Origin of the sequence: Nodosilinea sp. E11, assembly GCF_032813545.1 — a bacterium.
In the GTDB taxonomy this organism is placed as follows: Bacteria; Cyanobacteriota; Cyanobacteriia; order Phormidesmidales; family Phormidesmidaceae; genus Nodosilinea.
The window spans coordinates 3,557,796-3,582,165 of sequence record NZ_CP136520.1 but is presented as its reverse complement, the minus strand read 5'-3'; the positions used below and the strand labels follow the sequence as shown (position 1 = coordinate 3,582,165).

The following is a 24,370-nucleotide window of genomic DNA, read 5'->3' as shown; positions in this document are numbered from 1 at the left end:
TTCAACCCTGGAGCTTCGTACCACAGTCCCTAACCGTTTAGCTAATATCGGCTACCCGAAAACCCATCTCGCACTCAAACTGGGTGGGCTGGGCCTGGTCTAGACTGGCCACCTGATGGCCACAGCGCAACACCCCTTGATGCCAGCGAGGTTGGCCGTGGCGATCGGCCATGAGGCAGTTACAGCAGACTTTTTGGGGCGCGATGAGTTGGTTATCGGTCATTATTACCAACATGACGGTCACCTCCTGTGATCCAGAGTTAACCTAAGCTTCTCCTAATCTTAGGATGCCCTAGAGAACCGGTTGTGTGCTGGCATACGCAATCAAACGCAACTGGCTGCACAAAACTTAGGGCGATCGCCACCGTAACAGTCGCGATCGCCCCAACTGACCAACCTTAGCCGATAAACCCCAGGCGATTATTCCTTCGCTTTGCTTACCTGGCGCGGCTCAGCCGACGTCCCTTTGCGCTTTTTAGGCATGGGGGTACCGCTTTCTTCGGGTTCGCTGCTGTGGTGCTCTCGCTGCCAGGCGGGTACGGTTTTGTCGTAGGCCATTTGCAGAGCGGCAGCGGCCACGGTGCGCAGGTCATACTCTTCGCTTAGCTGAGACACAATCGGCAAAAACGACGCCAGCCGCTCGCTGGTGATCGCTTCACGCACCTGGCTACGTAGCCGCTCTAGGTTGCGGGCCGCAATTTCGGCCCGGGTGGGAATTTTAACCAGGGTCATCGGCTGCTTGGTGTGGCGCTCAATCTGCCGCAGCTTGTACTTCTCTAGGGGAGTGACCAGGGAGATGGCGACGCCTTTTTTGCCCGCCCGCCCGGTGCGGCCAATGCGGTGCACATAGCTCTCCATGGCGTCGGGCATGTCGAAGTTGATCACGTGGGTGAGGTCATCGACGTGCAGGCCTCGGGCCGCGATGTCGGTAGCCACCACCAGCTTCACCTGCTGCTGACGAAAACGCATCAGCAGCCGCTCGCGCTGGGACTGGCTGAGGTCGCCGTGGTACTCATCAACGCTGTAGCCCGCTGCCTGAAGTTGGCGGGTGAGGTCCCCAGCGGTGCGGCGAGTGCGCACAAAGATAATCGCGGTTTCAGGGTCTTCTAGCTCAAGAATAGGCTGGAGGGCGCGTACTTTAGTCCAGCCGCGAGGCACGATGTAGCTCACCTGCTGAATCTGCTTGGGCGAAGCCTTGGGCGACTGCACCGTGACTGTCACCGGAGACTGCAAAAACTTGGTGGCCAGTTCGCGGATAGCAGGGGCCATAGTGGCCGAGAAAAAGGCGGTTTGCCGGTCGGCAGGAGCCTTGCTGAGAATTTTCTCAACGTCCTGAATAAAGCCCATATTGAGCATTTCGTCGGCTTCGTCGAGCACCAGCCAGCCCAGGCTTTGCAGCGACAGGCTACCCCGGTTAAGCATGTCGAGCACGCGCCCAGGGGTGCCCACCACGATCTGGGTGCCCCGTCTGAGCTGCTCTTGCTGACGCTCGATCGACTGACCGCCGTAGATGGCTAGCACCTTGGGGCGACCGCTGATGCGAAAGCCGCGTATGGCCTGACACACCTGAATCGCCAGCTCACGGGTGGGGGTTAGCACCAGCACCTGCACCGCCGGGTTGCTGGCATCGACCTGCTCCATCAGGGGTAGGGCGAAGGCAGCGGTCTTGCCGGTGCCGGTTTGGGCCTGGCCAATCAGGTCGCGCCCTGAGAGCAAATGGGGAATGGCCTCTGCCTGAATGGCGGTGGGTTCTTCGTAGCCCATGGCCTCTAGATGGCTAACGCGGGCTTCAGACAACCCCAAACTGGCAAACGATAAGGTCATAGTGGTTCCTCAAGACGGTGGACAAAAGACTGTGAAACAAACTCAGTTGGGTCAACTTAGCTGGGCAAGCCAGGAGGCCCATTCAATGGGCCAAGCTCAGGGAAGGCTCTGGGGCAGGCACGGTGGCTATTTCACCAAACAGGTCGTAGGTATCGGCGGCGGTGATGGTAACCGGCACAATTTGGTTTAGAGCGGCGGTGCCAGTCACATAGACCAGGCCATCAACCTCGGGAGCAAAGCGGGCCGATCGCCCGATCGCCATCCCCGTCGCTGGATTTTCTTGCTCGATCAGCACATCGACGGCTTGACCAATGTGAGCGCGGTTGTGCTCCCAGGCGATGGGCTGCTGGGCCAGCATCAGGGCTTCGCGACGGCGATCGCGCTCAGACTGGGGCACCTGGTTGGGCAGACTATAGGCCGGGGTGCCCTCCTCAGCGGAGAAGCTAAATACGCCGACGTGATCAAACTGATGGCGATCGACGAATTCGAGCAAATGCTCAAAGTGGGCCTCGGTTTCCCCAGGAAAACCGACAATAAAGGTTGTGCGCAACACGGCCTCAGGCAGCGACTCTTTGATGCGGTAGATGACATCGTCGTTGACCTGGCCCTGCCAGGGGCGGTTCATCGCCCGCAGCACCTCGGGGTGAGAGTGCTGTAGGGGTAGATCGAGGTAGGGCAGCACGTTAGGGGTTTCACGAATGGCGGCGATCACTTCGGGGGTGAGGCCAGTGGGGTAGGCATAGTGCATCCGTACCCAGGGCACATCGACCTCGCCCAGCGCCCGCAGCAGCTCGGCCAAGCGGGGCTTGCCGTAGAGATCCATACCGTAGTTGGTGGTGATCTGGGAGATCAGCACCAGTTCTTGCACCCCTTCGGCGGCCAGTTGGTGGGCCTCGGCCACGATCGACTCAATGGAGCGCGATCGCTGATTACCGCGCAGATGCGGAATAATACAGAAGGCACAGCGGTAGTCGCAGCCCTCTGCTACCCGCAGGTAGGCCACGCTGGAGGCCGTAGTACGGTAGCGTGGCACCGTTTCATCGGCAATGTAGGTGGGCTCTGGCGAGACGATTTTCACCCGTTCTCCGGCCTCGGCCCGCTCGATGACCTCGACAATGCGGTTGTAGTCGCCGGTACCCACTAGAGCGACCGCTTCAGGAATTTCTTCTAACAGCTCATGCTGAAAGTGCTGGGCCAAACAGCCGGTGATTACCACCTTCTTTTGAGCGGCGGCGAGTTCTACCAGGGTGCGCACCGACTCTTCTCTTGCTTCTTCAATAAAGCTACAGGTGTTGACCACCACGTAGTCGGCCAGTTCTTCGTTGGCGTCTACCTGGTAGCCCGCTTGCACCAGCAAGCCCAGCATATGCTCGGTATCAACTCGATTTTTTTCGCAGCCCAGGTGGTTGAACGCGACTGTTGGCTTTAGCCCCATGGTGTTTCTCGGTGTCTCTCAGTGGGTGAACACGCCAGTCTTACCAAAACTCGGGGTCGCAACACCGACTTAGCTGCATCAGGGCCATTAGCTGCCGTTTGCATCGGCACTAATACCCCCAACCCTGCCCCTAGATTTGGCAATCAGGCATCCATCAATCCTGTGTTGACGAATTGCCCAGCAAATCTTTTAGCCAATGGCACCGGGGGCAATACAAATTAACACTCATAAATAATACATCACAAAAGCAGGGGGTGACCTAAATCCGGTCCCAGGGATTGATATGCTGATAGGGTAGATAAGCCTGAGTTTGCCGCCGCAGCCGGGTTTCTCTACGGTTCTATAACGTTGTGCGAGTCCAGGCAAAATTCACGTGGACTTAACTGAAGTCTTTAACACCCATAACCCAGTCATCGGGGTATTGCACCTGCTGCCCCTGCCCACTTCTCCCCGCTGGCAGGGAGACCTCCAGGCCGTGATCGATCGCGCTGAGCAAGAGGCTACGGCCTTGGCCTCAGGCGGTGTCCACGGCATCATTGTCGAGAATTTCTTTGATGCCCCCTTTACCAAGGGTCAGGTTGACCCAGCGGTGGTCAGCGCCATGGGTATGGTGGTGCAGCGCCTACAAACCCTGATCACGGTGCCCATTGGCATCAATGTGCTGCGCAACGATGCTCGCAGTGCCCTCGCGATCGCCACCTGCACCGGGGCCGCGTTTATTCGAGTCAATGTGTTGACCGGGGTAATGGCCACCGACCAGGGCCTGATCGAAGGCTGTGCCCATGACCTGCTGCGCTACCGTAAGGAGCTGGGCAGCTCGGTGAAAATTTTGGCCGATGTGCTTGTCAAGCACGCCCGCCCCCTGGGATCGCCTAACCTGACCACGGCAGTGCAGGAGACTATTCACCGGGGCATGGCCGACGGCATTATTCTCTCGGGCTGGGCCACCGGTAGCCCCCCCAGCCTCGAAGACCTGGAATTGGCCAAGGCGGCGGCTGGGGATCACCCTGTCTTCATCGGCAGCGGAGCCGATTGGGAAAACATTGGCACTCTAATGAAGGCTGCTGACGGCGTGATTGTGGCCAGCTCGCTCAAGCGCCAGGGCGACATCAATCAGCCCATCGACCCGATTCGGGTGGGTCAGTTTGTGGAGTCGATGCAGGAAGGGCTGCAAGCTCTGGAGGGTACCCTAACCATGCCGACGATGGTGGCTCCCTAGGAGGGCTGCCTATCCCCCTATCCTGAGGGGGAGGCTACTATAGACACTAAGCAAGCAGGCCGACCCTGCCCAAGTTTGCTGTAGAGTTTGGGTCAATTGTTGTGGAAGAGAGGCGCATCATGAGACGTCGTCGTCAGGACAGCCGTTGGATTCATCGCTGGTCGCGTTGGCTGGTTGCAGGCATTGCCCTGGTGGGTGCGCTAGGTACCGGCTATCTGACCATTGGCAAGCTGATGGGCGGTGGCACCTGCCCGACCGAGGGCTGCGATCGCGTGCTCTCTAGCCCCTGGGGTACTGTATTTGGCCTGCCCCTGACGCTGTTTGGCTTCTTGGCCTACGGCACCATGGTGGTAATGGCCGTTGCCCCCCTGCTGATCAATGCCGACACCAGCAAAGACCTGCGCCAAAAACTTGAAACCTGGACCTGGCCGCTGATGTTTTTGTTGGCCACCGCCATGGTGGTATTCAGCGGCTACCTGATGACGGTGCTGGCCTTTGAGCTTCAGACCTTCTGCCCCTACTGCGTGGGTTCAGCACTGTTTGCCCTGTCTATGTTTGTGATTATTCTGCTGGGCAATCGGTGGGATGACCTGGGGCAACTCGCCTTTATGGGCTTTATTGTCGCAGTGCTGACAATCACCGCTACCCTGGCCGTCTACGCCCCGATCAATGCCGGAGGTAGCCCCAACGGTGATGTGGCCGGGCAGGTAGGGCCGCCGATTACTACGGCCTCTGGCCCGGCTGAAGTGGCCCTGGCCAACCACCTGACCGACATTGGCGCAGTCATGTACGCCGCCTGGTGGTGCCCCCACTGCCACGACCAAAAGCAGCTCTTTGGGGCCGAAGCGATCCAGGCGCTCACTACGGTAGAGTGCGCCGAAGACGGGCAAAACTCCCAGACCGCTCTATGTCGCTCTAAACCAGAGATTACCGGTTTCCCAAGTTGGGAGATCAACGGCGAATTTTATGCGGGCACGCAGAGTTTGGCGCGGCTAGCAGAGCTATCGGGCTATACCGGCCCGACCGATTTTCGTCGCTAGTGCAGTATGTGGCCGGGGCTGCACTTACCCCGATCGACCTCTCAAGACCGTGAGCAGCTTGAGAAAATGGGCGGGCAGGGGGGCGATCGCCACCACCTGTTCCCCCGTGGCCGGATGGCGTAGTTCTAACCGCTCGGCATGGAGAGCCTGACCGGGCAACTTTACCCCCACATCGCGCCCTGAACCGTAGGTGAGATCGCCCACCAGGGGGTGGCCGATGTGGGTACTGTGGACCCGGATTTGATGGGTGCGCCCCGTCTCTAGGCGAAAGCGCAGCAGTGAGAAGTTGCCCAGGCGTTCTTCTACCTGCCAGTGGGTGATGGCGGTGCGGCCTTTTGCTAGCGGCACCACGGCATTTTTTTTGCGATCGACCGGGTGGCGACCCAGGGGCGCGTCGATGGTGCCTGAGTTGGCTTTGGGCGCGCCGTAGACGACGCCAAGGTATTCGCGTCGGGCGGTTTTGGCTTTCATTTGGGCCTGGAGGTCGCTGTGGGCCAGGTCGGTTTTGGCCACCACGATCGCCCCGGTGGTGTCTTTGTCGAGCCGATGCACAATGCCGGGGCGCTGCACACCGCCAATGCCGAGCAGCTGATCGCCGCAGTGGGCCAGCACGGCGTTGACCAGGGTGCCGCTCATGTTGCCGGGGGCAGGGTGCACAACTAAGCCAGCGGGCTTGTTGAGAATGATCAGGTGCTCGTCTTCGTAGAGGATGTCGAGGGGAATGTCTTCGGCGGTGAGTTCGAGCGGGCGGGGTGCGGGGATGGTGAGCTGGATGCGATCGCCCACCTGCACCGCTTCTTTTTTGTTGGTGCAGAGCTGGCCGTTGATTTGCACATATTCCCAGTCGATCAGCTTTTGTACGCGGTTGCGAGACAGCTCTTTGACGTTGGCCGTGAGCCAGCGATCGAGCCGCTCGGGGTCGGGATGTTCAACGGTGAGTTCGAAGGTTTGGTCGGCGATGGCGTAAAGATTGAGCGCGGTAGGATTTCTATAATCAATCATAGTGCGCCCTATCTTTGGACAATTTTGCGCCCATGAACCCTAGCTCTACCGCTCAAACTCTGGCGACCCTGGCTCTAGGTCAACTCCGCCGCATTCATCACTTGGCCCTCAACGTCAAGGATATGGACGCCTCGCGCCAGTTCTACGGCGGGCTGCTGGGGCTGCGGGAGCTGACCGGCGACGAGGTAGATGACACTCTGAAAGAGTTGGTCGCCACGGGGAAGGTGGCTAACTTTGTGTTGCCCGACGGGCTAATTCTTGACTTATTTGGGGCTCCAGACCTGGAGCCGCCCGACCCAAACCCCGATAAAACCTTTACCCGCGCCTACCACCTGGCCTTTGACATTGACCCGGCAGAGTTTGACGGGGCGCTGGCGGTGCTGGCGGCGAACCAGATTGAAATTGCCCACGGCCCCGTCACTCGCCCCACCGGGCGCGGCGTCTATTTCTACGACCCTGATGGCTTCATGGTAGAAATTCGGTGCGATCCGGCCCTGTAGGGGGGCACGGCCAGCCCTACGCTTCGCGGGGCAAGAATTTAACCAACGCCTTCATCACCTCTCCAGGGGCGAACTGGAGGGGCCGATCGGCATTTGGGGCACTGAGAAAGTCTGTCCACTCGAAGATTTCGGCAAAGCCGAGTTGGTGGAGGGCGACGACAATGGAACTCACCGATCGCTTGCTGCCGATGACGAGGATTTTGACGGGTTCGCGATCGGGGTTGGGGTAGCTGTGGAGTTTGAGGGTGAGTTCGAGATGGATTTGGTTGGAATCGGCAGGCTCTGAACCTGTGGCAGGGTCGGGGGTGACAATGCGGGCACTGTAGCGCCTGGTGGAGTTAGATTGCATCGGGAAAACCTTGTTTTAGAGTCAACAACGCGATTATAGTAGCCGTTTTGGATGTCGTCAACAGTTGGGCTCTCGTCTACCGAATGGACATTTACTCGGTTATAGTCCTCTGACACCATGAAGGCATGGGAAAAGCAGGATTTGTGCTCAGGCAGGTGCTTGAGGAATATGAGGTGAGCCAGTACAGCCTTGCGGCGGCTCTCGACATTGAGCGCAACAGTGTGTACCGCTGGGCGAATGAGAAGCGCGACCCATCGGCTGAAACAGTGTTGGAAATCGTTAGAGCGTTGAAAACGCTGCATCCCTTAGCGGCTAAGGCTTTTGTGGAGCGCTACTTGGGCAATGAAGTAAAAGACGTTTGAGATCTGGCTGCATTCAGGAGAGGGTTGATACATGCCAGCAAGAGATTATCAGGCCGAATTATTGGTTCAACTGGCTGACCCAGACTATGCTGCTTTGTGTCTCAAGGCGTCGCTAGACGAGACACTGATGGATGGCGATTGGGAGGCTTTTGGGCTGGCGCTCGACAATGTGGTCAAAGCTAGACAGACAACGACAGCGGGGGCGATTAATGGTGATGTTGCCGGTCAGACACTGCAACGGCCATTCAGAAATGGGGCACCCCTAACGCTGGAGTCTTTTGTAGCCGTGCTCAGCTCGGTGGGGTTAACGATCGACATTAAACCCGCTTGAGAGCAAAGAGAGTACCGGGTTAGGGTTGTACTGTCAACTATAGCACTTTTCGTTGGTGCGAGGTACGTGCACAGGCTTGGAACCTTTATTCAGCAAGGCTCCTGCTGTACTGCATCCGATCAGGAATCGCTATATTCGCTCCAACAACCGGTGACTAAAAAACGACCCTTGAGGTTAAGGGGAACCCGAATGACCAACCTTTAGAGTTTCGCCACTTAACCTTTGTACGATTCTGAGCTGTATGGGTAAGCTAGGGCATGAATAGCGACACATAGAATCCTTTAGGTACATCTCGTGACGATACCCGATTACCAGTCCATAATGCTGCCCCTGATGGAAATGGCGGCCGATGGGGGAGAGTATTCTTTACGGGAAGCCATTGAAAACCTTGCTCAGTACTTTTCGCTCAGTGATGAAGATCGTCAAGTAATGCTGCCTAGCGGTCGGCAAGCCACCTTTGACAATCGAGTCGGTTGGGCTCGTACGTACTTAAAGAAAGCCAATTTGCTTCAGACAACTCGCCGTGGATATTTTCAGATAACGCCTCAAGGAAAGACAAGTCTTGCAGAAAGACCTTCTGAGATAAATGTCAAATATTTAGAGAGGTTTCCTGAATTTCTTGAATTCAAAAATCTTAAACGTGAGCCATCTGGAAGTGAAAATCTGCCAATCCAAATTCAGGATAAAACCCCAGAGGAAAATCTAGAAACGATTGTTCAAGGCCTTCATCAGGACTTAGCCTCTGAACTTCTGGATAGTATCAAAATATGCTCACCTAGCTTTTTTGAGGCTTTAGTAATTGATGTCTTAGTAAAGATGGGCTATGGAGGCACTCGTCAGGATGCTGGCAAAATTGTTGGTCGTAGCGGAGACGGTGGAATTGATGGAACTATCAACGAAGACAGACTTGGGTTAGATATCATCTACGTTCAGGCAAAGCGTTGGGAGAATCCCGTTGGACGGCCCGAAATTCAAAAATTTGCAGGGGCTTTACAAGGCTTCCGTGCAAAGAAAGGGATTTTTATAACATCGTCTTCATTCACAACTGAAGCCAAAGATTTTGTCTCCCGCATTGACAATAAAATCATTCTTATTGATGGCCATAATTTAGCTCAATACATGATTGAATTTAATGTAGGGGTAACCACGAAAGATACCTATCAAATAAAGAAAATTGATTTTGATTATTTTACAGATTAGTTAGTTAAATGTATTTTTATATTTTGTAAGGGAGTTTACGAGTGATCAACTTGGAAGAAAACGATCTTGTATTTGAATGGATAAGATCTGACTCAAGATATATGGAGGAAATTATAAAATTAGCCAACAAAAATTCTTCAACACTTGGCTTTCTTCCGTATGAAGCTTTCTATAAGCATGCTGAAAAGGATCATCTTATTGCTTGCATTGACAACAACAAAGACAAATGCGCTGCCTATACGCTTTACACAATAGGAAAAGGAAGAGTAAAATTAACCCACCTTTGTGTTGATGATGAATATAGGGGACGAAATATAGCTAAAACTCTGATTGCAAAAATAAAAAACAAAACAGACCATTTGCAAGGTATTTTAGCTTCGTGCCGAAGAGATTACAATCTCTCAAGCATGTGGGAGTCTCTAGGTTTTTCTGCCATTCATGAAAGACCTGGAAAAAGTAGAAGCGGTTCTACTTTAACTGAATGGTGGCTAGATTATTGTAATCCCAACCTCATTACTCTTGTTCACGACAAATTAATTGAGGATAAAATTGTCATCGCAATTGACGCAAATGTCTTTTTCGTTCTAGCAGATGAGGAAAACAGAGATGAATATAGTAGGGATGCTCAAGCGTTGCTGGATGATTGGCTCACATCGGAAATCGAGATTTTTGTAGCCAGCGAGATGAATAATGAAATAAATAGAAACGACGATCCCAAAAAGAGAAATAAGCTAAGAAATAGGCTAGGAAAATTTAATATACTAAGTTGTCCTAAAGAAGATCTAGACAAATTCAGCAAGGAAATAAGACATTTATTCCCCAACAATCTGTCGCCCAGCGATTCATCTGACATTAGACAAATAGCCACATCGATATGCTCAAATATAAAAATAGATTTCTTTGTCACAAAAGACACGCGACTACTTGAAGAAGTAGAGGAAGAAATATTTGAGAAATATCAGCTAAAGATCATTAGTCCTCTTGAGTTAATTATCAATATTGACGAGCTAAGACGAGAGATAAAATACCAGCCAGCTAGGCTTGCGGGCACCAGTATTAGAAAAAAGTCGGTCAGGGGCGAAGATATTGAAACTTTAATGGATTGCTTCCTTAATAATGCAAAAGGTGAGCACAAAGCACATTTCAGAACAATTCTGAGACAGCATCTGTCAGATCCAACAAAGAATGATTGTTGCTGGATTGAAAAAGATGCGGATCAGGGTCCAATGGTGGCATATCTAATTAACAGAGAGTCACCAGAGGAACTGAGAGTTCCTATCCTTAGGACTAAGAAAAATGACTTGTTAGCATCTATGTGCGCTCAGCACCTTATTCTAAATTTAATTAATGTTAGTGCATCCGAAAATCGGATTTTTACAATAATATCAGATATTTATCTGGAGGAGGAGATAGAAGTTTTTTTAAGAGAAATTCATTTTTATCGCACTGAAAGAGGCTGGGTAAAAGTAAATCAAAAAGGTTGCCATACTGCTTGTGAGATGGCTAAAATTCTTAGGTCTTCATCTGCTGGCAAAGATGGCAATTTAAGAGATTATTTAAATACCTTATCTAATAATTTAAATCTTCCAGGCATTCAGTCAAGCTTTGATGTTATTGCAGGTATCGAACAAGCTATCTTTCCAGGGAAAATAACGGATTCACTTATACCAAATTTTATGATTCCAATCAAACCTTGGTGGGCTAAAGATCTATTTGATGAAGAGCTTGCAGAGCAAGTGATCTGGGGTGCGCACAGCATATTAGCACTACGCAGAGAATTGGTTTATTACAGATCAAAAATGGCTTCTGGAGGGCTTAAGGCACCTGGAAGAATCCTTTGGTATGTTAGTCAAGATAAGGGATTTAAAAAAGCTAATGTGACCCTCAGTGCAATAAGAGCGTGTTCATACATCGATGAAATTATAATAGATACGCCAAAATCTTTATACAAGAAATTTAAACGACTAGGAATCTATGAATTTGACGATCTTGTTGCCGTATCAAAAGGGCAAGACAAAGAACTGATGGCCATAAGGTTTAGCAATACTGAATTATTTAAGAATCCTATAAGCTTGAAAAAGGCTGAAAATTTAATTGGGAAAAATATTCATATTCAAGCACCAATTCAAATTGACGCAAGATCTTTTGAGTTGATATATAATGCAGGGGTACTATGTTGAGAAACTGTTATGAGCCCAAGCATAGCCTTACTCTCAATTCAGCATGAATACTCTGAGATGATCTTTGAGGGTATTAAGCAGGTTGAGCTGCGAAGAGTGAGACCTCGAAGCTTGGGTAGTGGAGATTTGATAATTGTGTATGCTACTTCTCCTCAAAAAGAGGTGGTAGGTATTATTGAAGTTGATCGAGTAGTTGAAAATACTCCTGCTCAGCTTTGGGAAGTAGTAAAAGATAAGGCTGGTATTTCTCATCAAGATTTTTTGAATTACTTTTTGAATTCATCTCTTGGTTTTGGAATTTTTATCAGGAAAGTTCATAGGTTCAAGAAGCCATTGAGCTTGACTAGCCTAAAAAAGAGATGGAAAAACTTCCATCCGCCTCAATGTTATAAATATCTTTCCGATAATGAGCTAAGTGTTTTCGAGGATATGACTCGCTTTAAAATAGTTGATTTCTCTGGCAAATCTAATAGCTACTTTCAGTCTGAGATTATAGCCACTATTTAATTTTAGAAGTTTATTTAATTGTTTAATCTCTAAATTTGGTTTACTAAAGCAAGTTATCTATCTCTATCGAATATTTAATTTTCTTGCCCTCAACTCGTTAGATGAGTTCTTAGTTACTTCGCCATTTATCTCAAAATTTTTGATCACTGTCCTCTGAATGAGCGGAGTATGCAAGAAAATCTCTCCCCCCTCCTAGATACAGTCCTCAATTCTCCTTATAGCTTCGTCAAGATGCCTCAGGTAAAGAGAATTCTTTTTTTACTGTAACCCGATCGCATTCCTCAAAACCCGATCGTGAATCAGGTTATATAGCGTAATTGACTCTGTAACATTAACCGATTGCCCTAGTAAATTCTCTGAATTCTGTTTAAACCAATGTGATCGAGTAAGCTCCGGCCTGGCTCTAGACCGATTAAAAAATCGACATCACTATCTGCCTGGGTTTCTCCATGGGCAACCGACCCAAACACCCGCACGTTGTACGCCCCATACTGCTCAGCGATGGGCAAAATGCGATCGCGCTGAGTTCGTAAACGTTCATCGATCGATATTGCTTCTGGGGCCATGGGTGGGATGGTGAGCACTGCCCACCCTACTGCTTGGGTGGCCAAACTTAAGCTAAAAATACTGTTTCGGGTGGCAGGAGGAAATTTCCTCCTGCCACCCGAGGGGCTTATCGCACCAACGCGGGTTTCTCCACCTGGTAAGTGGCCAAAATGCGCTCGGCCATCTGGGACGGGGTCAACCCCAGCGCCGCCTTCGACTGGTCAGGGGTAGCGTGATCGACCAAAATGTCGGGCACGCCAATCCGCAGCACCGAGGCCTGCACCTGGGCATCCAAAATTGACTCTGCCACCGCAGAGCCAAAGCCACCCATCAAACAGCCCTCCTCGAAGGTGACGACCTTGCCAATTTGCTTAGCTAGGGGCAAAATCAGCGCTTCGTCGAGGGGCTTGGCAAAGCGGGCGTTGACCACCGTGGCCTCAATGCCGTGCTCGCTGAGAATCTCAGCGGTCTGCATGGCCGGGTAGACCATCGAGCCGTAGCCCAGTAGCAGCACATCGTCGCCCTGGCGCAGCACTTCGGCTTCGCCAATGGGCAGGGGTTCCCAACCCTCGTCCATCAGCGGGGCACCATAGCCACTGCCTCGGGGGTAGCGCATGGCGATCGCACCCTCCTTATAGTCAATCCCGGTGACAATCATCCGCTGCATTTCGGCCTCGTCTTTGGGGGCCATTAGCACGATGTTAGGAATGCAGCGCAGGTAGGCGATGTCGTAGAGACCCTGGTGGGTCGGCCCGTCGGCCCCGACAATGCCCGCCCGGTCGAGGCAGAAGAACACCGGCAGCTTTTGAATGCACACATCGTGGACAATCTGGTCGAAGCCCCGCTGAAGGAACGTCGAGTAGATCGCCGCTACCGGACGCATACCCTCGCAGGCCAAACCCGCCGCCAGGGTAATGGCGTGCTGCTCGGCGATGCCCACGTCGATATACTGCTTGGGCAGCGCCTGCTGGAGCTTATCTAACCCCGTGCCCGTGGCCATGGCGGCGGTGATGCCGACAATTTTGGGGTTGTCTTCAGCTAGTTTGATCAGGGTTTCGGCAAACACCTTTGAGTAGCTAGGAGGCTTGGGCTTGGTCGAAGGAATGCCCTTGCCGGTCGAGAGGTTGAAGGGCGACTGGGCGTGGTAGCCGACCTGATCTTTTTCGGCGATCGCATAGCCCTTGCCCTTAGTCGTCGCCACATGCACCAGCACTGGGCCGGTGTGCTTGTGGGCCTCTTTGAAGGTGGCGATCAACTCTTGCAGGTTGTGACCATCCACCGGCCCCATGTAGGTAAAGCCCAGCTCTTCAAACACAGCCCCTACCTTGGGTACCGCCAGCCGCTTCATGCCTTCCTTCACCCGATCGAGCTCGGGCGACAGCGACTCACCTAAAAAGGGCAGGTGCTTAAACTGCTCTTCCAGGTTGTCGGTGAGAAACTGTACCGGGGGGCTGAGGCGCATTTTGTTCAGGTAGCGCGGAATCGCCCCCACGTTGGGCGAGATCGACATTTCGTTGTCGTTGAGCACCACCAACAGGTTGGTGTTAGGCAAATGCCCAGCGTGGTTGATGGCCTCTAGCGCCATGCCGCCGGTCAGCGCGCCGTCGCCGATAATCGCCGCCACCTTGTAGTTGTCGCCCGACAAATCGCGGGCCAGAGCCATACCCAGGGCCGCCGAAATGCTCGTCGAGGCATGGCCTGCGCCGAAGTGGTCAAACTTGCTCTCGCTGCGCTTCAGGTAGCCCGCCACGCCATCTTTTTGGCGCAGGGTATGGAAGTCGTGGTAGCGCCCGGTGATCAGCTTGTGGGGATAGGCCTGGTGGCCCACATCCCAGGTGACTTTGTCGCGATCGAGGTCGAGGGTTTGGTAGAGAGCTAGGGTCAACTCCACGACCCCTAACCCAGGCCCCAGGTGTCCCCCGCTCGCCGCCACGGTTTCTAGGTGCTTTTCGCGAATCTGGCGAGCCACGTCTTCGAGCTGGCGAATGGATAGACCGTGGAGTTGATTGGGGTGAGTTATGTCACTCAGGTGCATACTGCCTTAACCTCTGCGTCACGAAAATGAGTTTTTCCTGCTACTCTTCACTGTAGAAGATTCAACGACCAGAAACATTGAGGAGGGCGGGCATTGGCTTAAAGGCAATGCGGCCTGAGCTAACGTGAGAGAGCTATTCCTCTGTAACCATTGATCAACAGACTGTAACCACTGATTACACCCGTTAACCAAGCGATATAACCTTTAACGTTCTGTTATGGTTCATTTTCTAGCTTCTGCTACCTGTCGCCAGTGTTTTGCAATACCGTTTGCCCTAATTGCGGGGCTGGCGGCTCCCCTGGTGCTGCTCGCTGCCCCTCGGGCGATCGCCAACGATTTTGAAGGGTGCACCAGTTTGCTGATCGATGCCGGTATCGACGGAGCGGTGGCCGCCAGCGCCTGCGGCAGAGCCCTGCACCCACTAGATGTCTCTCGCTGCGCTGTGGATATTACCCAGGTCGCCGATGTCAGTGCCGAGCAAGCGTTGGTCGCCTGCCAGAGCGATCGCCGCCCTACGGACCTGGCCACCTGCGTCAGTGATATTCATCAAAGCTTAGAAATCGCCAACTCAACAACGGTGCTCAACAACTGCCGCCGCAGCCTTTTGCCCGTTCGCTACGCCGACTGTGTGGTAGGGGTCGCCACCGCAGCAGCGCTATCCACCGCTGACTCCATGAACCGCTGCATTGCCGCTGGCTACCAGCCCCAGGATGTGGCCCCGACTTTTATCTTTACTCGCTAACTTGCTGCTCTAGGGCCGTAATATAGTCAGGAACGACCTCTTGGCCCACCTGGCAAGCAGTGCGATCGACCGATAGCAGATCGCTGCCATAGACCACCTGGCCCAGGGGAATGCTCTGGCCGCGATCGGGCTGCCAATCGTGGCTAACAAATTTTTCTGTGCAGTCCACCACACCGCCCACAAACAGGTGACCCAGGGTGTGGTAGACATCCTGAAGCACCAGCGGCACCGAGGGCCGGTGCAGTTGCCCCCGCGAGTTAGGGCTGCGGGCCTTGTATTTGGCCCGAGGAAACAGGCCGTAGAGGTTTTTTAGCGAGGCTGAAATCAGCGGTGCGCCTTTGAGTTGCGTGCGCTTAAACGCACTGACCGACAGGCAGCAGTCGACCTCTTGCAGCAGCCTGGGTGCCCACATCGATTTAAACCGCACCGCCCGAGGGGCACGATTGGGGTATTCCCACAGCTCTAGGTCGTCGGCATTGAGCAGCTGTACACCATCGGTCAACAGCTGATGAACACCCAGCTTGGCCATAATGACGTCAAAGGCAACCTTAGAACACACCCCTTCCACAATCAAAATTTCGGCCTTGGGGTTGTGCTGCCGTAGGCCGCCTATGACAGCCCCTAGCACCGCCATACTCACGGTCACGGGTGGCCCAACGGGGTAGCCAAGATTGGGTTTAACCAGAATGCGGCGGGCCTCTAAGGCCGCAGGGGGTGGCGTATAGTCAAAGCGATCGCTGGGAACTGTCACTGCCGAGGCTAAAGCGGGCATAGCGTTGGTTGATTGAATAGTTGACGAATTTTTAGTCCCCATCTGCTGGCTATGAGCCTCAGCTGATAAATTGCACCATGATGATGCCAATGGCCCAAACAAAGAGAATCCAGGGAATTAAGCTTGCCATCGTGTATACCTCCTACACTATTCTCTCGACATTAGAAAATCCTCTCGCTTTACTCTAGTGGGGCGATCGCAGGGTTCCGAGGGCAGAAAACCGAACCGCTGCTGGGGCAGCATTATTTGTCCTAGGGCCTTGGCGGCAATGCCCTGATCGATAGTGCGACAAAAAAGTCGGGGCTGGGGTTTACTCTGCTGGGTTAGGTCGCGTATAGTAGTAGACTGTGTCTGTGATAAAAAGGTCTTACGACTTAGAGAAACCAAATGGCCAAGAAAAGCATGATTGCGCGGGAGCGCAAGCGGGAAAAGATGGTTGAGCAGTACGCCAAGAAGCGCGAAGCGCTCTTGGAAGAGTTCAACAGTGCTGAAAATCAGCAAGAAAGAGTGACGATTCACCGCAAGATTCAGCAGCTGCCCCGCAACAGCGCACCGACCCGTCTGCACAATCGCTGCTGGATGACTGGTCGCCCCCGTGGCTACTACCGCGACTTTGGCCTTTGCCGCAACAAGCTGCGCGAAATGGCTCACCAAGGTCTGCTACCTGGTGTTGTCAAGTCAAGCTGGTAGAGCAGATTTTTGAGCGTTGAACCAACTTAGGTTACGAAGTCTTAAAGAGACTTGAGCATCGCTCAAGTCTCTTTTGCTATGGCGGTGGTGGTTGGCGATCAGTGCGAGATCACGTCATCCTCTATCCCCAGATCTCGGCCAGCTTGAGCACAAAACCGGGCAATATATCGTTTTCCGAGAGTTGATCGGGCTGGCTGAGATACTCAATGGGTCGCCCCAGGCGATAAGTTTCTACCCGTTTTTCCTGGGGGTCAATCAGCCATCCCAGTCGCACCCCACAATCGCGATACTCGGCCATCTTGTGCTGTAGGGTGGCCAGCTTGTCGGTGGCTGAGCGCAGCTCAATCACAAAATCGGGAGCTAAGGGTAAAAACCTGGCGGGGTCTGGGGCCAAGTTTTCAATGCGTGTTTTTTCTACCCAAGCTACATCTGGCGATCGGTCGGCTCCATTGGGAAGCGAGAACCCAGTAGACGAATCAAATACAATGCCCAACTGAGCTTGACGATTCCAAATATTCAAGTTTGTGGTCAGGTCTGCATTGCGCCTACCAGACTCCCAGCCTGTGGGTGGCATGAGGATCAAATCTCCTGTGCTGCTGCGCTCTAGACGAATGTCGTGGTTTACTTTGCACAGCTCATAGAACTGTTCACGGGTGAGCCGCACCACCGGGTCGAGGGTCAGGGTCAAGGTCGTCATAAGGCGGAGGCGTTCTACATAAGGTCTGAGCCGCCATTGGGCAACTTGCCCACGTGGTTGGCTTCGAGGGTGGTCGAGCGACCGCAGCAGCGATCGATGCCCAAGCTGTCAAATAGCAGGTCGCCGACGGCGTTAGCGACGGTAAACTCGCCGTAGAAGCTCTCCGAAAAGTCAAAGGCTTGCAGCTCGGTCAAAATTGCCATCACCAGCGAGCCCACATCGTTTTCGCCCTCCATGCGCTGGCGCACAAACACCTGGGAAACTCGCTCGGCAATGGTGCGGTTCGCAGGTTCGGGCAGATACTCAGCATTGAGCCAGGTGAGCAGCGCCGCCTTAAGCCACTGCCCCTCCTGCAGAGCATCCTCGGGGGGCGGTAACATAATTGGGCTAAGGGGGTCAGTCATCGGATCGAGGATTGAGGAAACCAGGGAAACCTTCTGTACACTCAATACTACCGCCTTAGCTTCTGGGCTCAAGCAGAAGGCGGCTGAGCGTAAAGAATCATCACCCATCCCCCCTGCCCGCTGCTGGATGCCCCACTGGTTGACGCATGACCGTGACCCCGACTAACTATGACCTAGATGCCATTATTCGCGGGTATTCCGAGGGATACTTTTTGATGGCCGATGGCGAGAACGAGGACCTGGGTTGGTATTCGAGCCGCCAGCGCACCCTAATTCCGCTGGACGATCGCTTTCGCTACCCCAAGTCGCTGCGGCGATCGCTCAACCAAAACCGCTTTCACGTTGCCATTAACCAGGCCTTTGAGGAGGTCGTCAGCGGCTGTGCCGATCGCGATACCACCTGGATCTCGAACGAACTCAGGCAGGTCTACACCGAACTCTATCGGGCGGGCTGGGCGTACAGCTTTGAGACCTGGCAGGGCGATGAGCTGGCCGGGGGCATTTTGGGCCTCGTAATCGGCGGCGCATTTATTGGCGAGTCGATGTTCTTTCGCATTTCTGAAGGCTCTAAAGTGGCGATGGTGAAGCTGGTCGAGCACCTGCGCCAGCGCCACTTTGCCCTGTTCGATGCCCAGATGATGAACCCCCACCTGGAACGGTTTGGGGCCTACGTGATCGGCGATCGCGAGTATAAGCGCCTGCTAAAAGTCGCATTGAAACAAAACTGCCGATTCCTCTAGTGCGGTCAGACTGTAGGTCACCTGGGACGGCTCCGATACCCATCCTCCCCTTAAATGCCGCTGACGTAATAATCGCGGGTGCCTTTAGCGTTGAGGGCATCGCCCAGACGCTCTAGGGCATGCACGTAGGCGGCGGTGCGGGGGCGAATGTCGAGATCTTGGGCGATCTTCCAGATGCTTTCGGCCTCGGTTACCATCATCGATTTGAGGCGACTGTTGACATCTTCCACTGACCAGTAGAGGCCGCTGCGGTTTTGCACCCACTCAAAGTAGCTCACCGTTACCCCGCCCGCGTTCACCAGAATGTCGGGGAAGACGTAAATGCCCTTGGCCGACAAAATATCGTCAGCTTCAGAGGTGATAGGGCCGTTGGCCACCTCAAAAATATACCGGGCCTGAATGGTGTCGGCATTCTCGATGGTAATCTGGTTCTCCAGCGCCGCCGGGATCAAGATATCGACGTCTAGGGTGAGCAGTTCTTCATTGGTGACTATGGCGTGATCGTTGACGACGCTGCACACACTGCCCTCGCAGTACACGGCCTTGAGGCTGCGGGTTGAGGTCTTAAACTGCTGAATGCTGGGGATGTCTAACCCTGACGGTGAATAGACGCCGCCCTGGGAGTCGCTGACGGCTACAACTTTGTACCCGGCGTCAAACAGCAGTCGGGCGATCACGCTACCCGCGTTACCGAAGCCCTGCACCGCTACGGTGGTGGTTTGGGGGGTGCCGTCAAACTTGGCCATCATCGCTTGCAGCACAAAGAAAGCGCCAGTGCCGGTAGCGGTGTCGCGGCCCTGGCTGCCGCCCATGCTCAAGGGTTTGCCGGTGATTACCGCTGGGCTGAGCTTACGGCGAATAATGCTGTACTGGTCCATCATCCAGCCCATGATCATAGGGTTGGTGTAGACATCGGGGGCAGGCACGTCGACATCGGGGCCAATGAAGTTGGCGATCGCATCGATGTAGCCCCGGCTCAGCCGCTCTAGCTCAAACTTCGACAGCTCCTTGGGGTTGACCGTCACGCCACCCTTAGCGCCGCCCAGGGGCAGATTCAGCGCCGCGCACTTAAACGTCATCCAAAAGGCTAGAGACTGCACCTCATCGAGGGTGACACCGGGGTGAAAGCGAATGCCCCCTTTCGTGGGGCCACGGGTGTCGTCGTAGCGCACCCGATAGCCCTGAAACACCTTCAGGGTGCCGTTGTCCATCCGCACCGGAATCGAGACCGTGAGGCTGGCTTTGGGGTAGCGCAACCGTTCAGAGGCATCTTCAGAAATAGAGACGTACTTGAGGGCCCGCTCTAAACGACGGTTGGCGTCAGACAAAATTGAAGTGGCCATAGGCTAACACCAGGGCAAAGAGTGAAGAGAGTGAAGATCAAGCCAGCAATGTTTGCTGCTGATCTTAAGGTTCCGCCAAGGGGAATCGGCCCAGTCAAAAAGCAATATTTTGTATTGAAATATACGGTTTTACTCTCTCTGCCTGCCTCACGGTGGCGACAAACAAGTCCCCTCCTGCAGGAGCGTTGTCAACTGCTGAGGCGTCATGGGCCGAGAAAATAGGTAGCCCTGGCCATAGCGATAGTTGAGGTCCAGCATGAGATCGCGCTGAGCACGGTGCTCAATGCCCTCGGCCACTAAGTCAAAGTTGATGCCCTCGGAAAGGTTTGCGATCGCCCGGCAGATCGCCACTTTGCCTAAATTCTGAGCGTTGGTGGGAATAAAATAGCGATCGACTTTGACTTCATCAAAGCGAAACTGCAACAGCTGGGCCAGTCCCGACTGCCCCATGCCAAAGTCATCAACCTTCAACCGCAGCGACATATCGCGCATACCTTGCAAACTTTGCAGATAGCGTTCCAGGTTGCTGTAGATACCGCGCTCGGTAATTTCGATGCCGAAGTGGTGGCTGGCAATGCCTGCCCCTGAGACCCGCTGCAAGATACGATCTAAAAAGTCGTCGTCTTCTAGTTCCAGCGGACTGATGTTAATGGAGAGGGTGAACTGAGGGGCAATCTCCTGCCACTGGGCTAGCTGATCTAGGGCGTGGCACAGCACCCAATCGCTGATACGGTGCACCAGCCCAGTCGCCTCAGCCACCGGAATAAATTCTGCGGGCGACACCCGACCCAGCCGAGCTGAATCCCACCGAAGCAGGGCTTCGGCCCCGACAATCGCGCCGGTTGCCATGTGGCAGATGGGCTGGTAAGCCAGCCAAAACTCCGATTCGCTACTGCGCTGCTCTAGGTAAGCTTCGAGGGTAATTTGGCGTAGCCGCCGTCGAGCCAAGAGGCTATTCCAAACCTGAATACGGTGCTGGGGTGAGTTGGAGCGGCGGTTACGTTTGGCCTCGCGCAGGGCAGTTTCAGCGGCTTGTAGCAGGCGATTAATCGGGCTTTCGGCTTGAAAGGCGGTGACGGTGCCGCTGGCGACACCAATGGAGGTACCCACGCCAGCCCCATCAATGTCAATGGCTAAAATGTCGGTAAGTACCCTGGTGGCGATCGCTTCTGGGGTGGGGCAGGGGGTGGTTATCTCAGGGGCCACCGCTGGCAGCAGCAGCAAAAACTCGTCGCCGCCGTTGCGCACCGCAATGCCGCTATGGGTCTGGGCGTGGTCTTGGAGCACCGTAGCTACAGCCTTGAGCAACTCATCCCCCAGCAGATGACCCCGCTGATCGTTAATTAGCTTGAAGCGATCGAGGTCGATGAAGAGACAGACCTCCCAGGTCTCTAGCTCCATCTCAAGCACGCGGCGGTTATAGAGCCCGGTCAGCGGATCGTGGATCACACCGCTGACTTCGGTAAAGGTCATGTAGAGGAGTTCAGACGACAGGGGCGTCACTAGGGTTGTGTACCAGCCCGAGATCTCGCCTTTGTACTGGTACTCTAGCCGCTGGGGCTCGCCCGAGGCGAGGGCCTGAAAGTAAAGGTCAATCAGCGGTACCTGGTAAGGATAAACCCGCTGCCGGTGAATGGGCATCTTTTCGCAGATGCGATCGCCCGGTTTGAGCAAGTTTTGAGTGATGACTTTAGCGGCGGGGTTGAGTTTGAGCAAAATCAGATCATCGCCGCTGCGTTCGCAGAGCAGCTTGCCCGTGAGGGCCTGATCCCAAGTAGCTTCTAGCAGATGAAAGGTCTCACCCAGATAGCGCAGCCGGGTTTGACTGGTGAGTAACACCACCACTGCTGCCCAGGAAACCCCCGCTGTTACCCAGTGCCAAGGGGTGCTGTGCAAATGCAAAGCACTGAGAGTATGACCAACGCCACAGCTAAAGACAAACAGGGTCATCAGCAGTAGGTTAAGCCAAATTTCGCGCTTAGCAGTGAGGAGGAGTGGTAGTAGGGTCAGAGGAATAATCAGGTAAGCCGCCGCGATCGCCCCGTTAGCAGCCGTCTCCATGATTTGATGTCCTGTAATAATGGCCTCAACCTCATTCCCAGACTACGATCTGAGCGGGCAGTCAAGCTTGACTGGCTCAATTATTCACTCCGCCGCCCTGACCTCGGCACCGTAAAAATACTGACCCATCAGTCAGCCACTCGATCGAATGCGAAGCCGTGTTGCGAAGCACAACAAACTTTATCAGGGAGTAAAGCTTCAGCCGTAGAGGTGGCCGTTACGGGGCGACTCCCCGACAATGGGGGCATGCACCCTGGCTACGGTGGCGACCGGCTTTAGCAGGTTAGGCCTAGCCCCACTGAATTTATAAGGATTGGTACGATGACAAATCCCCAAGACGTGCTTGAGCACTTGCAGCATCTTGAAGAGGTCGATACAGTCCAGAGCGCTGAGTATCGCGAGGAAGCCCAAGAAGTGTTAGCCGATGACACCGTTAGCCTGAAGTGGCGTCGAGCGATCGCCGATCGGCTCAACCAAGCCAACCACGACCTAGCCCTCCACACGGTCTCCCCCGAGGAAAGTTACTAAGCTACGCTCCCTATGGGTCCCTTGGCATCACCGACGCTCTGAGGCCGTGGCACAATGTCGCCCTGGGAGCCGCTTTAGAGGCGGTAGATCATCAAATCCCTGTAGGCCCACCCTGCGGAAAGCAAGCGACATCCCCCTGCCTTTTTTCTCAACAGACAAACAGGGGCAGAACGGCGCAAAGCCCCTCTCCCACACTTGGGAGAGGGGCTTTGCGTATAGATTCCCGTTTTCACGGAAATGATGGGCATTGCCTTAGCGTTACGAACAATAGAGGCTAGGCAGCAAGATCTCCGGCGATCGCCAGCGAGTTGTGCAAAGGAAGCACAGGGCTTTCTGCCTCGAAATGAGAACTTCCGAAATTAGCACTTCCAAAATCAGAAATTTTGTTGCTCATTCCCTGGGCTACTGCATCCCCAGGCACCAAGTAACCTGCATCAAACAGCCTACTCTGAAACACCTCCGCCAACAGGTCATGAACCCGCGTGGTCGGGTGCAAATCGTCCCACCAGAAGAAGCCCGGATCGTCAAACGAGAACGGGTTAATCAGCGAGTCAGTGCCGTTAATAAAGCCAAACTCTGCGGGGTGGCCAAGAATATCGGTGGTCAGTCCAAAAATATCCACCGAAATGATGTCGATCTCCGTCAGAGGATCGTTCTCTAGGGCAGCTAGGGTGCTGGCCAGACCAGCGTTAAAAAAACTGCTCAGAGCTGTCGCCTGGGCAGCGGTGCCATTGCCTAGAGCACGGGGCGTTAGGCCCAGATCGGGTAGGTTGGGCACCAAAAAGCTCTTAGCCCCTTGACTGGCCAACTCAGTAATTGCGGTGGCGATATTTTGTACAGACTGGGTTAAAAAGGCCGGAATAGCAGCTGGATCGCTCGGCAAGTTAAATAGGTCATTGGCTCCAGCCCACACTACGTAGAGACTGTCGGCATTAGCCGGTGAGCCATTCAAGCTGTTGAGATAGACATCGATTTCGTCTAATAGGCCCGGTAGGGGAACGCCTAACAACGGAGTGAGCCCATTAGTGCGGCCGGTGGTAGCTCCGGCGATGGCAAAATTTTGCACCTGGGTAGTAGCGATTCCTAGGTCATCGACCAGATACTTGGCCCAGATGGGGCCGTTAGACAACTGCCCCTCAAAGTAAAAGGGGCTCGGCGGAAAGTTAAACCCCGTCAGCGCAAACAAATTGCCGGGGTCTGAGAGGCTATCGCCAAAAATTGTCAGCCCGTTAAAGGTAGGCACCAGCGCCTCGGGTTGAAAGTTGTCTACCGTCAGGGTGCTGGCATTGACGTTGAAGAGCGTCACGCTGGGCATGTCATTGCCCAGGTAGCGCAGCTGCGTATTGGGGCCTTGCTGGGCGATCGCGATCTGGCTAAAGCTCAACCCGCCCTGCAATAGAAACCGATCTGCCGTGGGACTAAAATCTGCCACGCTATCGACCCGGCCATCGTTGTTCAGCACAAACGTATCGCGCCCTAGGCCACCAATCAACCGGTTATTGCCCAGTCCACCGTCGAGCCAGTCATTGCCTCGGCCCCCCATCAACCAATCATCGCCGTCATTGCCAAACAGCCGATCGTCTCCCCACAGCCCCACTAACAGGTCATTGTCTGGCCCACCGTTGAGCACATCATCGCCAAAACCGCCGATCTGCAACGATGTGCCTAGACGGCTAATCGCAAACGGGAGTTGAGGTGAAATTGGTAAAAACTTGTTCGCAAATAGCTTTGCACGGTCATCAAAATCTAGAAATCGATCAAATTCATCAAGGGAGGAAATGAGCCGGGTTACAAGGGGCGAAGGACGGAATGCCATAAATCTCCTGTCAAAAGAAAATACCAAAGGGAAGGATTGATTAACAT

General features: G+C 53.9%; 24 protein-coding genes and 1 pseudogene. 12 read left to right on the top strand and 13 right to left on the bottom strand.

Translation table 11 applies throughout. From position 1 onward, the window contains the following. Positions 1 to 37: 37 nt before the first annotated feature. The 3 genes from RRF56_RS18080 to rimO all read right to left on the bottom strand — a co-directional run bounded on the left by RRF56_RS18080 (position 38) and on the right by rimO (position 3,259). Entirely contained in the window at positions 38 to 235 is a 198-nt protein-coding gene (locus RRF56_RS18080) for a hypothetical protein (protein ID WP_317034555.1), read from the bottom strand. Positions 236 to 420: 185 nt separating this feature from the next. Further along, positions 421 to 1,824, bottom strand: a complete 1,404-nt coding sequence (locus tag RRF56_RS18075; RefSeq protein WP_317034554.1) for a DEAD/DEAH box helicase — start codon at positions 1,822 to 1,824, stop codon at positions 421 to 423. A gap of 82 nt (positions 1,825 to 1,906) precedes the next feature. Beyond that, positions 1,907 to 3,259: a 30S ribosomal protein S12 methylthiotransferase RimO gene (gene rimO / locus RRF56_RS18070; protein WP_317034553.1), complete on the bottom strand. Its 1,353-nt coding sequence runs from the start codon at positions 3,257 to 3,259 to the stop codon at positions 1,907 to 1,909. Between the two features lie 373 nt (positions 3,260 to 3,632). On the opposite strand from rimO, the gene btpA reads away from it, so the two are divergent. After that, on the top strand, positions 3,633 to 4,478 hold the full coding sequence (gene btpA, locus RRF56_RS18065; protein ID WP_317034552.1) for a photosystem I biogenesis protein BtpA: 846 nt from the start codon (positions 3,633 to 3,635) through the stop codon (positions 4,476 to 4,478). A gap of 119 nt (positions 4,479 to 4,597) precedes the next feature. Further along, positions 4,598 to 5,518 carry a vitamin K epoxide reductase family protein gene (locus RRF56_RS18060; RefSeq protein WP_317034551.1) on the top strand — a complete coding sequence of 307 codons (921 nt, stop codon included), beginning with the start codon at positions 4,598 to 4,600 and terminating at the stop codon, positions 5,516 to 5,518. Positions 5,519 to 5,542: 24 nt separating this feature from the next. Here the strand turns inward: RRF56_RS18060 and RRF56_RS18055 are convergent, their stop codons facing one another. Continuing rightward, positions 5,543 to 6,520, bottom strand: coding sequence for an RluA family pseudouridine synthase (locus RRF56_RS18055; RefSeq protein ID WP_317034550.1), 978 nt, complete (start codon positions 6,518 to 6,520; stop codon positions 5,543 to 5,545). Between the two features lie 32 nt (positions 6,521 to 6,552). On the opposite strand from RRF56_RS18055, the gene RRF56_RS18050 reads away from it, so the two are divergent. Continuing rightward, positions 6,553 to 7,020 carry a VOC family protein gene (locus RRF56_RS18050; RefSeq protein WP_317034549.1) on the top strand — a complete coding sequence of 156 codons (468 nt, stop codon included), beginning with the start codon at positions 6,553 to 6,555 and terminating at the stop codon, positions 7,018 to 7,020. 16 nt (positions 7,021 to 7,036) lie between these two features. Here the strand turns inward: RRF56_RS18050 and RRF56_RS18045 are convergent, their stop codons facing one another. After that, entirely contained in the window at positions 7,037 to 7,369 is a 333-nt protein-coding gene (locus tag RRF56_RS18045) for a hypothetical protein (protein ID WP_317034548.1), read from the bottom strand. A gap of 125 nt (positions 7,370 to 7,494) precedes the next feature. Here RRF56_RS18045 and RRF56_RS18040 point away from each other — a divergent pair, with 125 nt between their 5' ends. The 5 genes from RRF56_RS18040 (at position 7,495) to RRF56_RS18020 (ending at position 11,949) form a co-directional block, all read left to right on the top strand. After that, entirely contained in the window at positions 7,495 to 7,731 is a 237-nt protein-coding gene (locus RRF56_RS18040) for a helix-turn-helix transcriptional regulator (RefSeq protein WP_317034547.1), read from the top strand. Positions 7,732 to 7,762: 31 nt separating this feature from the next. Next, positions 7,763 to 8,062, top strand: coding sequence for a hypothetical protein (locus RRF56_RS18035; protein WP_317034546.1), 300 nt, complete (start codon positions 7,763 to 7,765; stop codon positions 8,060 to 8,062). Positions 8,063 to 8,356: 294 nt separating this feature from the next. Continuing rightward, entirely contained in the window at positions 8,357 to 9,262 is a 906-nt protein-coding gene (locus RRF56_RS18030) for a restriction endonuclease (RefSeq protein ID WP_317034545.1), read from the top strand. Between the two features lie 50 nt (positions 9,263 to 9,312). Continuing rightward, the gene (locus RRF56_RS18025; RefSeq protein ID WP_317034544.1) at positions 9,313 to 11,442 is read left to right on the top strand and encodes a GNAT family N-acetyltransferase; all 2,130 of its coding nucleotides are present in this window, start codon (positions 9,313 to 9,315) and stop codon (positions 11,440 to 11,442) included. Positions 11,443 to 11,451: 9 nt separating this feature from the next. Further along, positions 11,452 to 11,949, top strand: a complete 498-nt coding sequence (locus tag RRF56_RS18020) for an ASCH domain-containing protein (protein WP_317034543.1) — start codon at positions 11,452 to 11,454, stop codon at positions 11,947 to 11,949. A gap of 344 nt (positions 11,950 to 12,293) precedes the next feature. Here RRF56_RS18020 and RRF56_RS18015 read toward each other — a convergent pair whose 3' ends face one another. Both RRF56_RS18015 and dxs read right to left on the bottom strand, forming a co-directional pair. Further along, on the bottom strand, positions 12,294 to 12,515 hold the full coding sequence (locus tag RRF56_RS18015; protein WP_317034542.1) for a nucleotidyltransferase family protein: 222 nt from the start codon (positions 12,513 to 12,515) through the stop codon (positions 12,294 to 12,296). A 107-nt stretch (positions 12,516 to 12,622) separates the two neighbouring features. Beyond that, on the bottom strand, positions 12,623 to 14,530 hold the full coding sequence (gene dxs, locus RRF56_RS18010) for a 1-deoxy-D-xylulose-5-phosphate synthase (protein WP_317034541.1): 1,908 nt from the start codon (positions 14,528 to 14,530) through the stop codon (positions 12,623 to 12,625). Between the two features lie 217 nt (positions 14,531 to 14,747). Here dxs and RRF56_RS18005 point away from each other — a divergent pair, with 217 nt between their 5' ends. After that, a complete protein-coding gene (locus RRF56_RS18005) occupies positions 14,748 to 15,272 on the top strand; it encodes a hypothetical protein (protein WP_317034540.1) in 525 nt (174 codons plus the stop codon). Here RRF56_RS18005 and RRF56_RS18000 read toward each other — a convergent pair. Further along, on the bottom strand, positions 15,262 to 16,044 hold the full coding sequence (locus RRF56_RS18000) for a DUF362 domain-containing protein (RefSeq protein ID WP_317034539.1): 783 nt from the start codon (positions 16,042 to 16,044) through the stop codon (positions 15,262 to 15,264). The two genes, RRF56_RS18005 and RRF56_RS18000, sit on opposite strands and share 11 nt — an antisense overlap. A 387-nt stretch (positions 16,045 to 16,431) precedes the next feature. Between RRF56_RS18000 and rpsN the strand changes: the two genes are divergently transcribed. Then, positions 16,432 to 16,734, top strand: coding sequence for a 30S ribosomal protein S14 (rpsN, locus tag RRF56_RS17995; protein WP_317034538.1), 303 nt, complete (start codon positions 16,432 to 16,434; stop codon positions 16,732 to 16,734). Positions 16,735 to 16,855: 121 nt separating this feature from the next. On the opposite strand, the gene RRF56_RS17990 is transcribed toward rpsN, so the two are convergent. Both RRF56_RS17990 and RRF56_RS17985 read right to left on the bottom strand, forming a co-directional pair. Continuing rightward, the gene (locus tag RRF56_RS17990) at positions 16,856 to 17,431 is read right to left on the bottom strand and encodes a Uma2 family endonuclease (protein ID WP_317034537.1); all 576 of its coding nucleotides are present in this window, start codon (positions 17,429 to 17,431) and stop codon (positions 16,856 to 16,858) included. Positions 17,432 to 17,508: 77 nt separating this feature from the next. Continuing rightward, a pseudogene (locus tag RRF56_RS17985) lies at positions 17,509 to 17,835 on the bottom strand (hypothetical protein); the annotation flags it as partial. Between the two features lie 152 nt (positions 17,836 to 17,987). Here RRF56_RS17985 and aat point away from each other — a divergent pair. After that, positions 17,988 to 18,575, top strand: a complete 588-nt coding sequence (gene aat, locus RRF56_RS17980; RefSeq protein WP_317034535.1) for a leucyl/phenylalanyl-tRNA--protein transferase — start codon at positions 17,988 to 17,990, stop codon at positions 18,573 to 18,575. Between the two features lie 50 nt (positions 18,576 to 18,625). Here aat and RRF56_RS17975 read toward each other — a convergent pair whose 3' ends face one another. Beyond that, on the bottom strand, positions 18,626 to 19,918 hold the full coding sequence (locus tag RRF56_RS17975) for a Glu/Leu/Phe/Val dehydrogenase (RefSeq protein WP_317034534.1): 1,293 nt from the start codon (positions 19,916 to 19,918) through the stop codon (positions 18,626 to 18,628). 147 nt (positions 19,919 to 20,065) lie between these two features. Continuing rightward, positions 20,066 to 21,979: a bifunctional diguanylate cyclase/phosphodiesterase gene (locus tag RRF56_RS17970; RefSeq protein ID WP_317034533.1), complete on the bottom strand. Its 1,914-nt coding sequence runs from the start codon at positions 21,977 to 21,979 to the stop codon at positions 20,066 to 20,068. 321 nt (positions 21,980 to 22,300) lie between these two features. Between RRF56_RS17970 and RRF56_RS17965 the strand changes: the two genes are divergently transcribed. Beyond that, positions 22,301 to 22,507 carry a hypothetical protein gene (locus RRF56_RS17965; RefSeq protein WP_317034532.1) on the top strand — a complete coding sequence of 69 codons (207 nt, stop codon included), beginning with the start codon at positions 22,301 to 22,303 and terminating at the stop codon, positions 22,505 to 22,507. Between the two features lie 274 nt (positions 22,508 to 22,781). Here RRF56_RS17965 and RRF56_RS17960 read toward each other — a convergent pair whose 3' ends face one another. Then, a complete protein-coding gene (locus RRF56_RS17960) occupies positions 22,782 to 24,323 on the bottom strand; it encodes an SGNH/GDSL hydrolase family protein (protein ID WP_317034531.1) in 1,542 nt (513 codons plus the stop codon). Positions 24,324 to 24,370 lie beyond the last annotated feature (47 nt).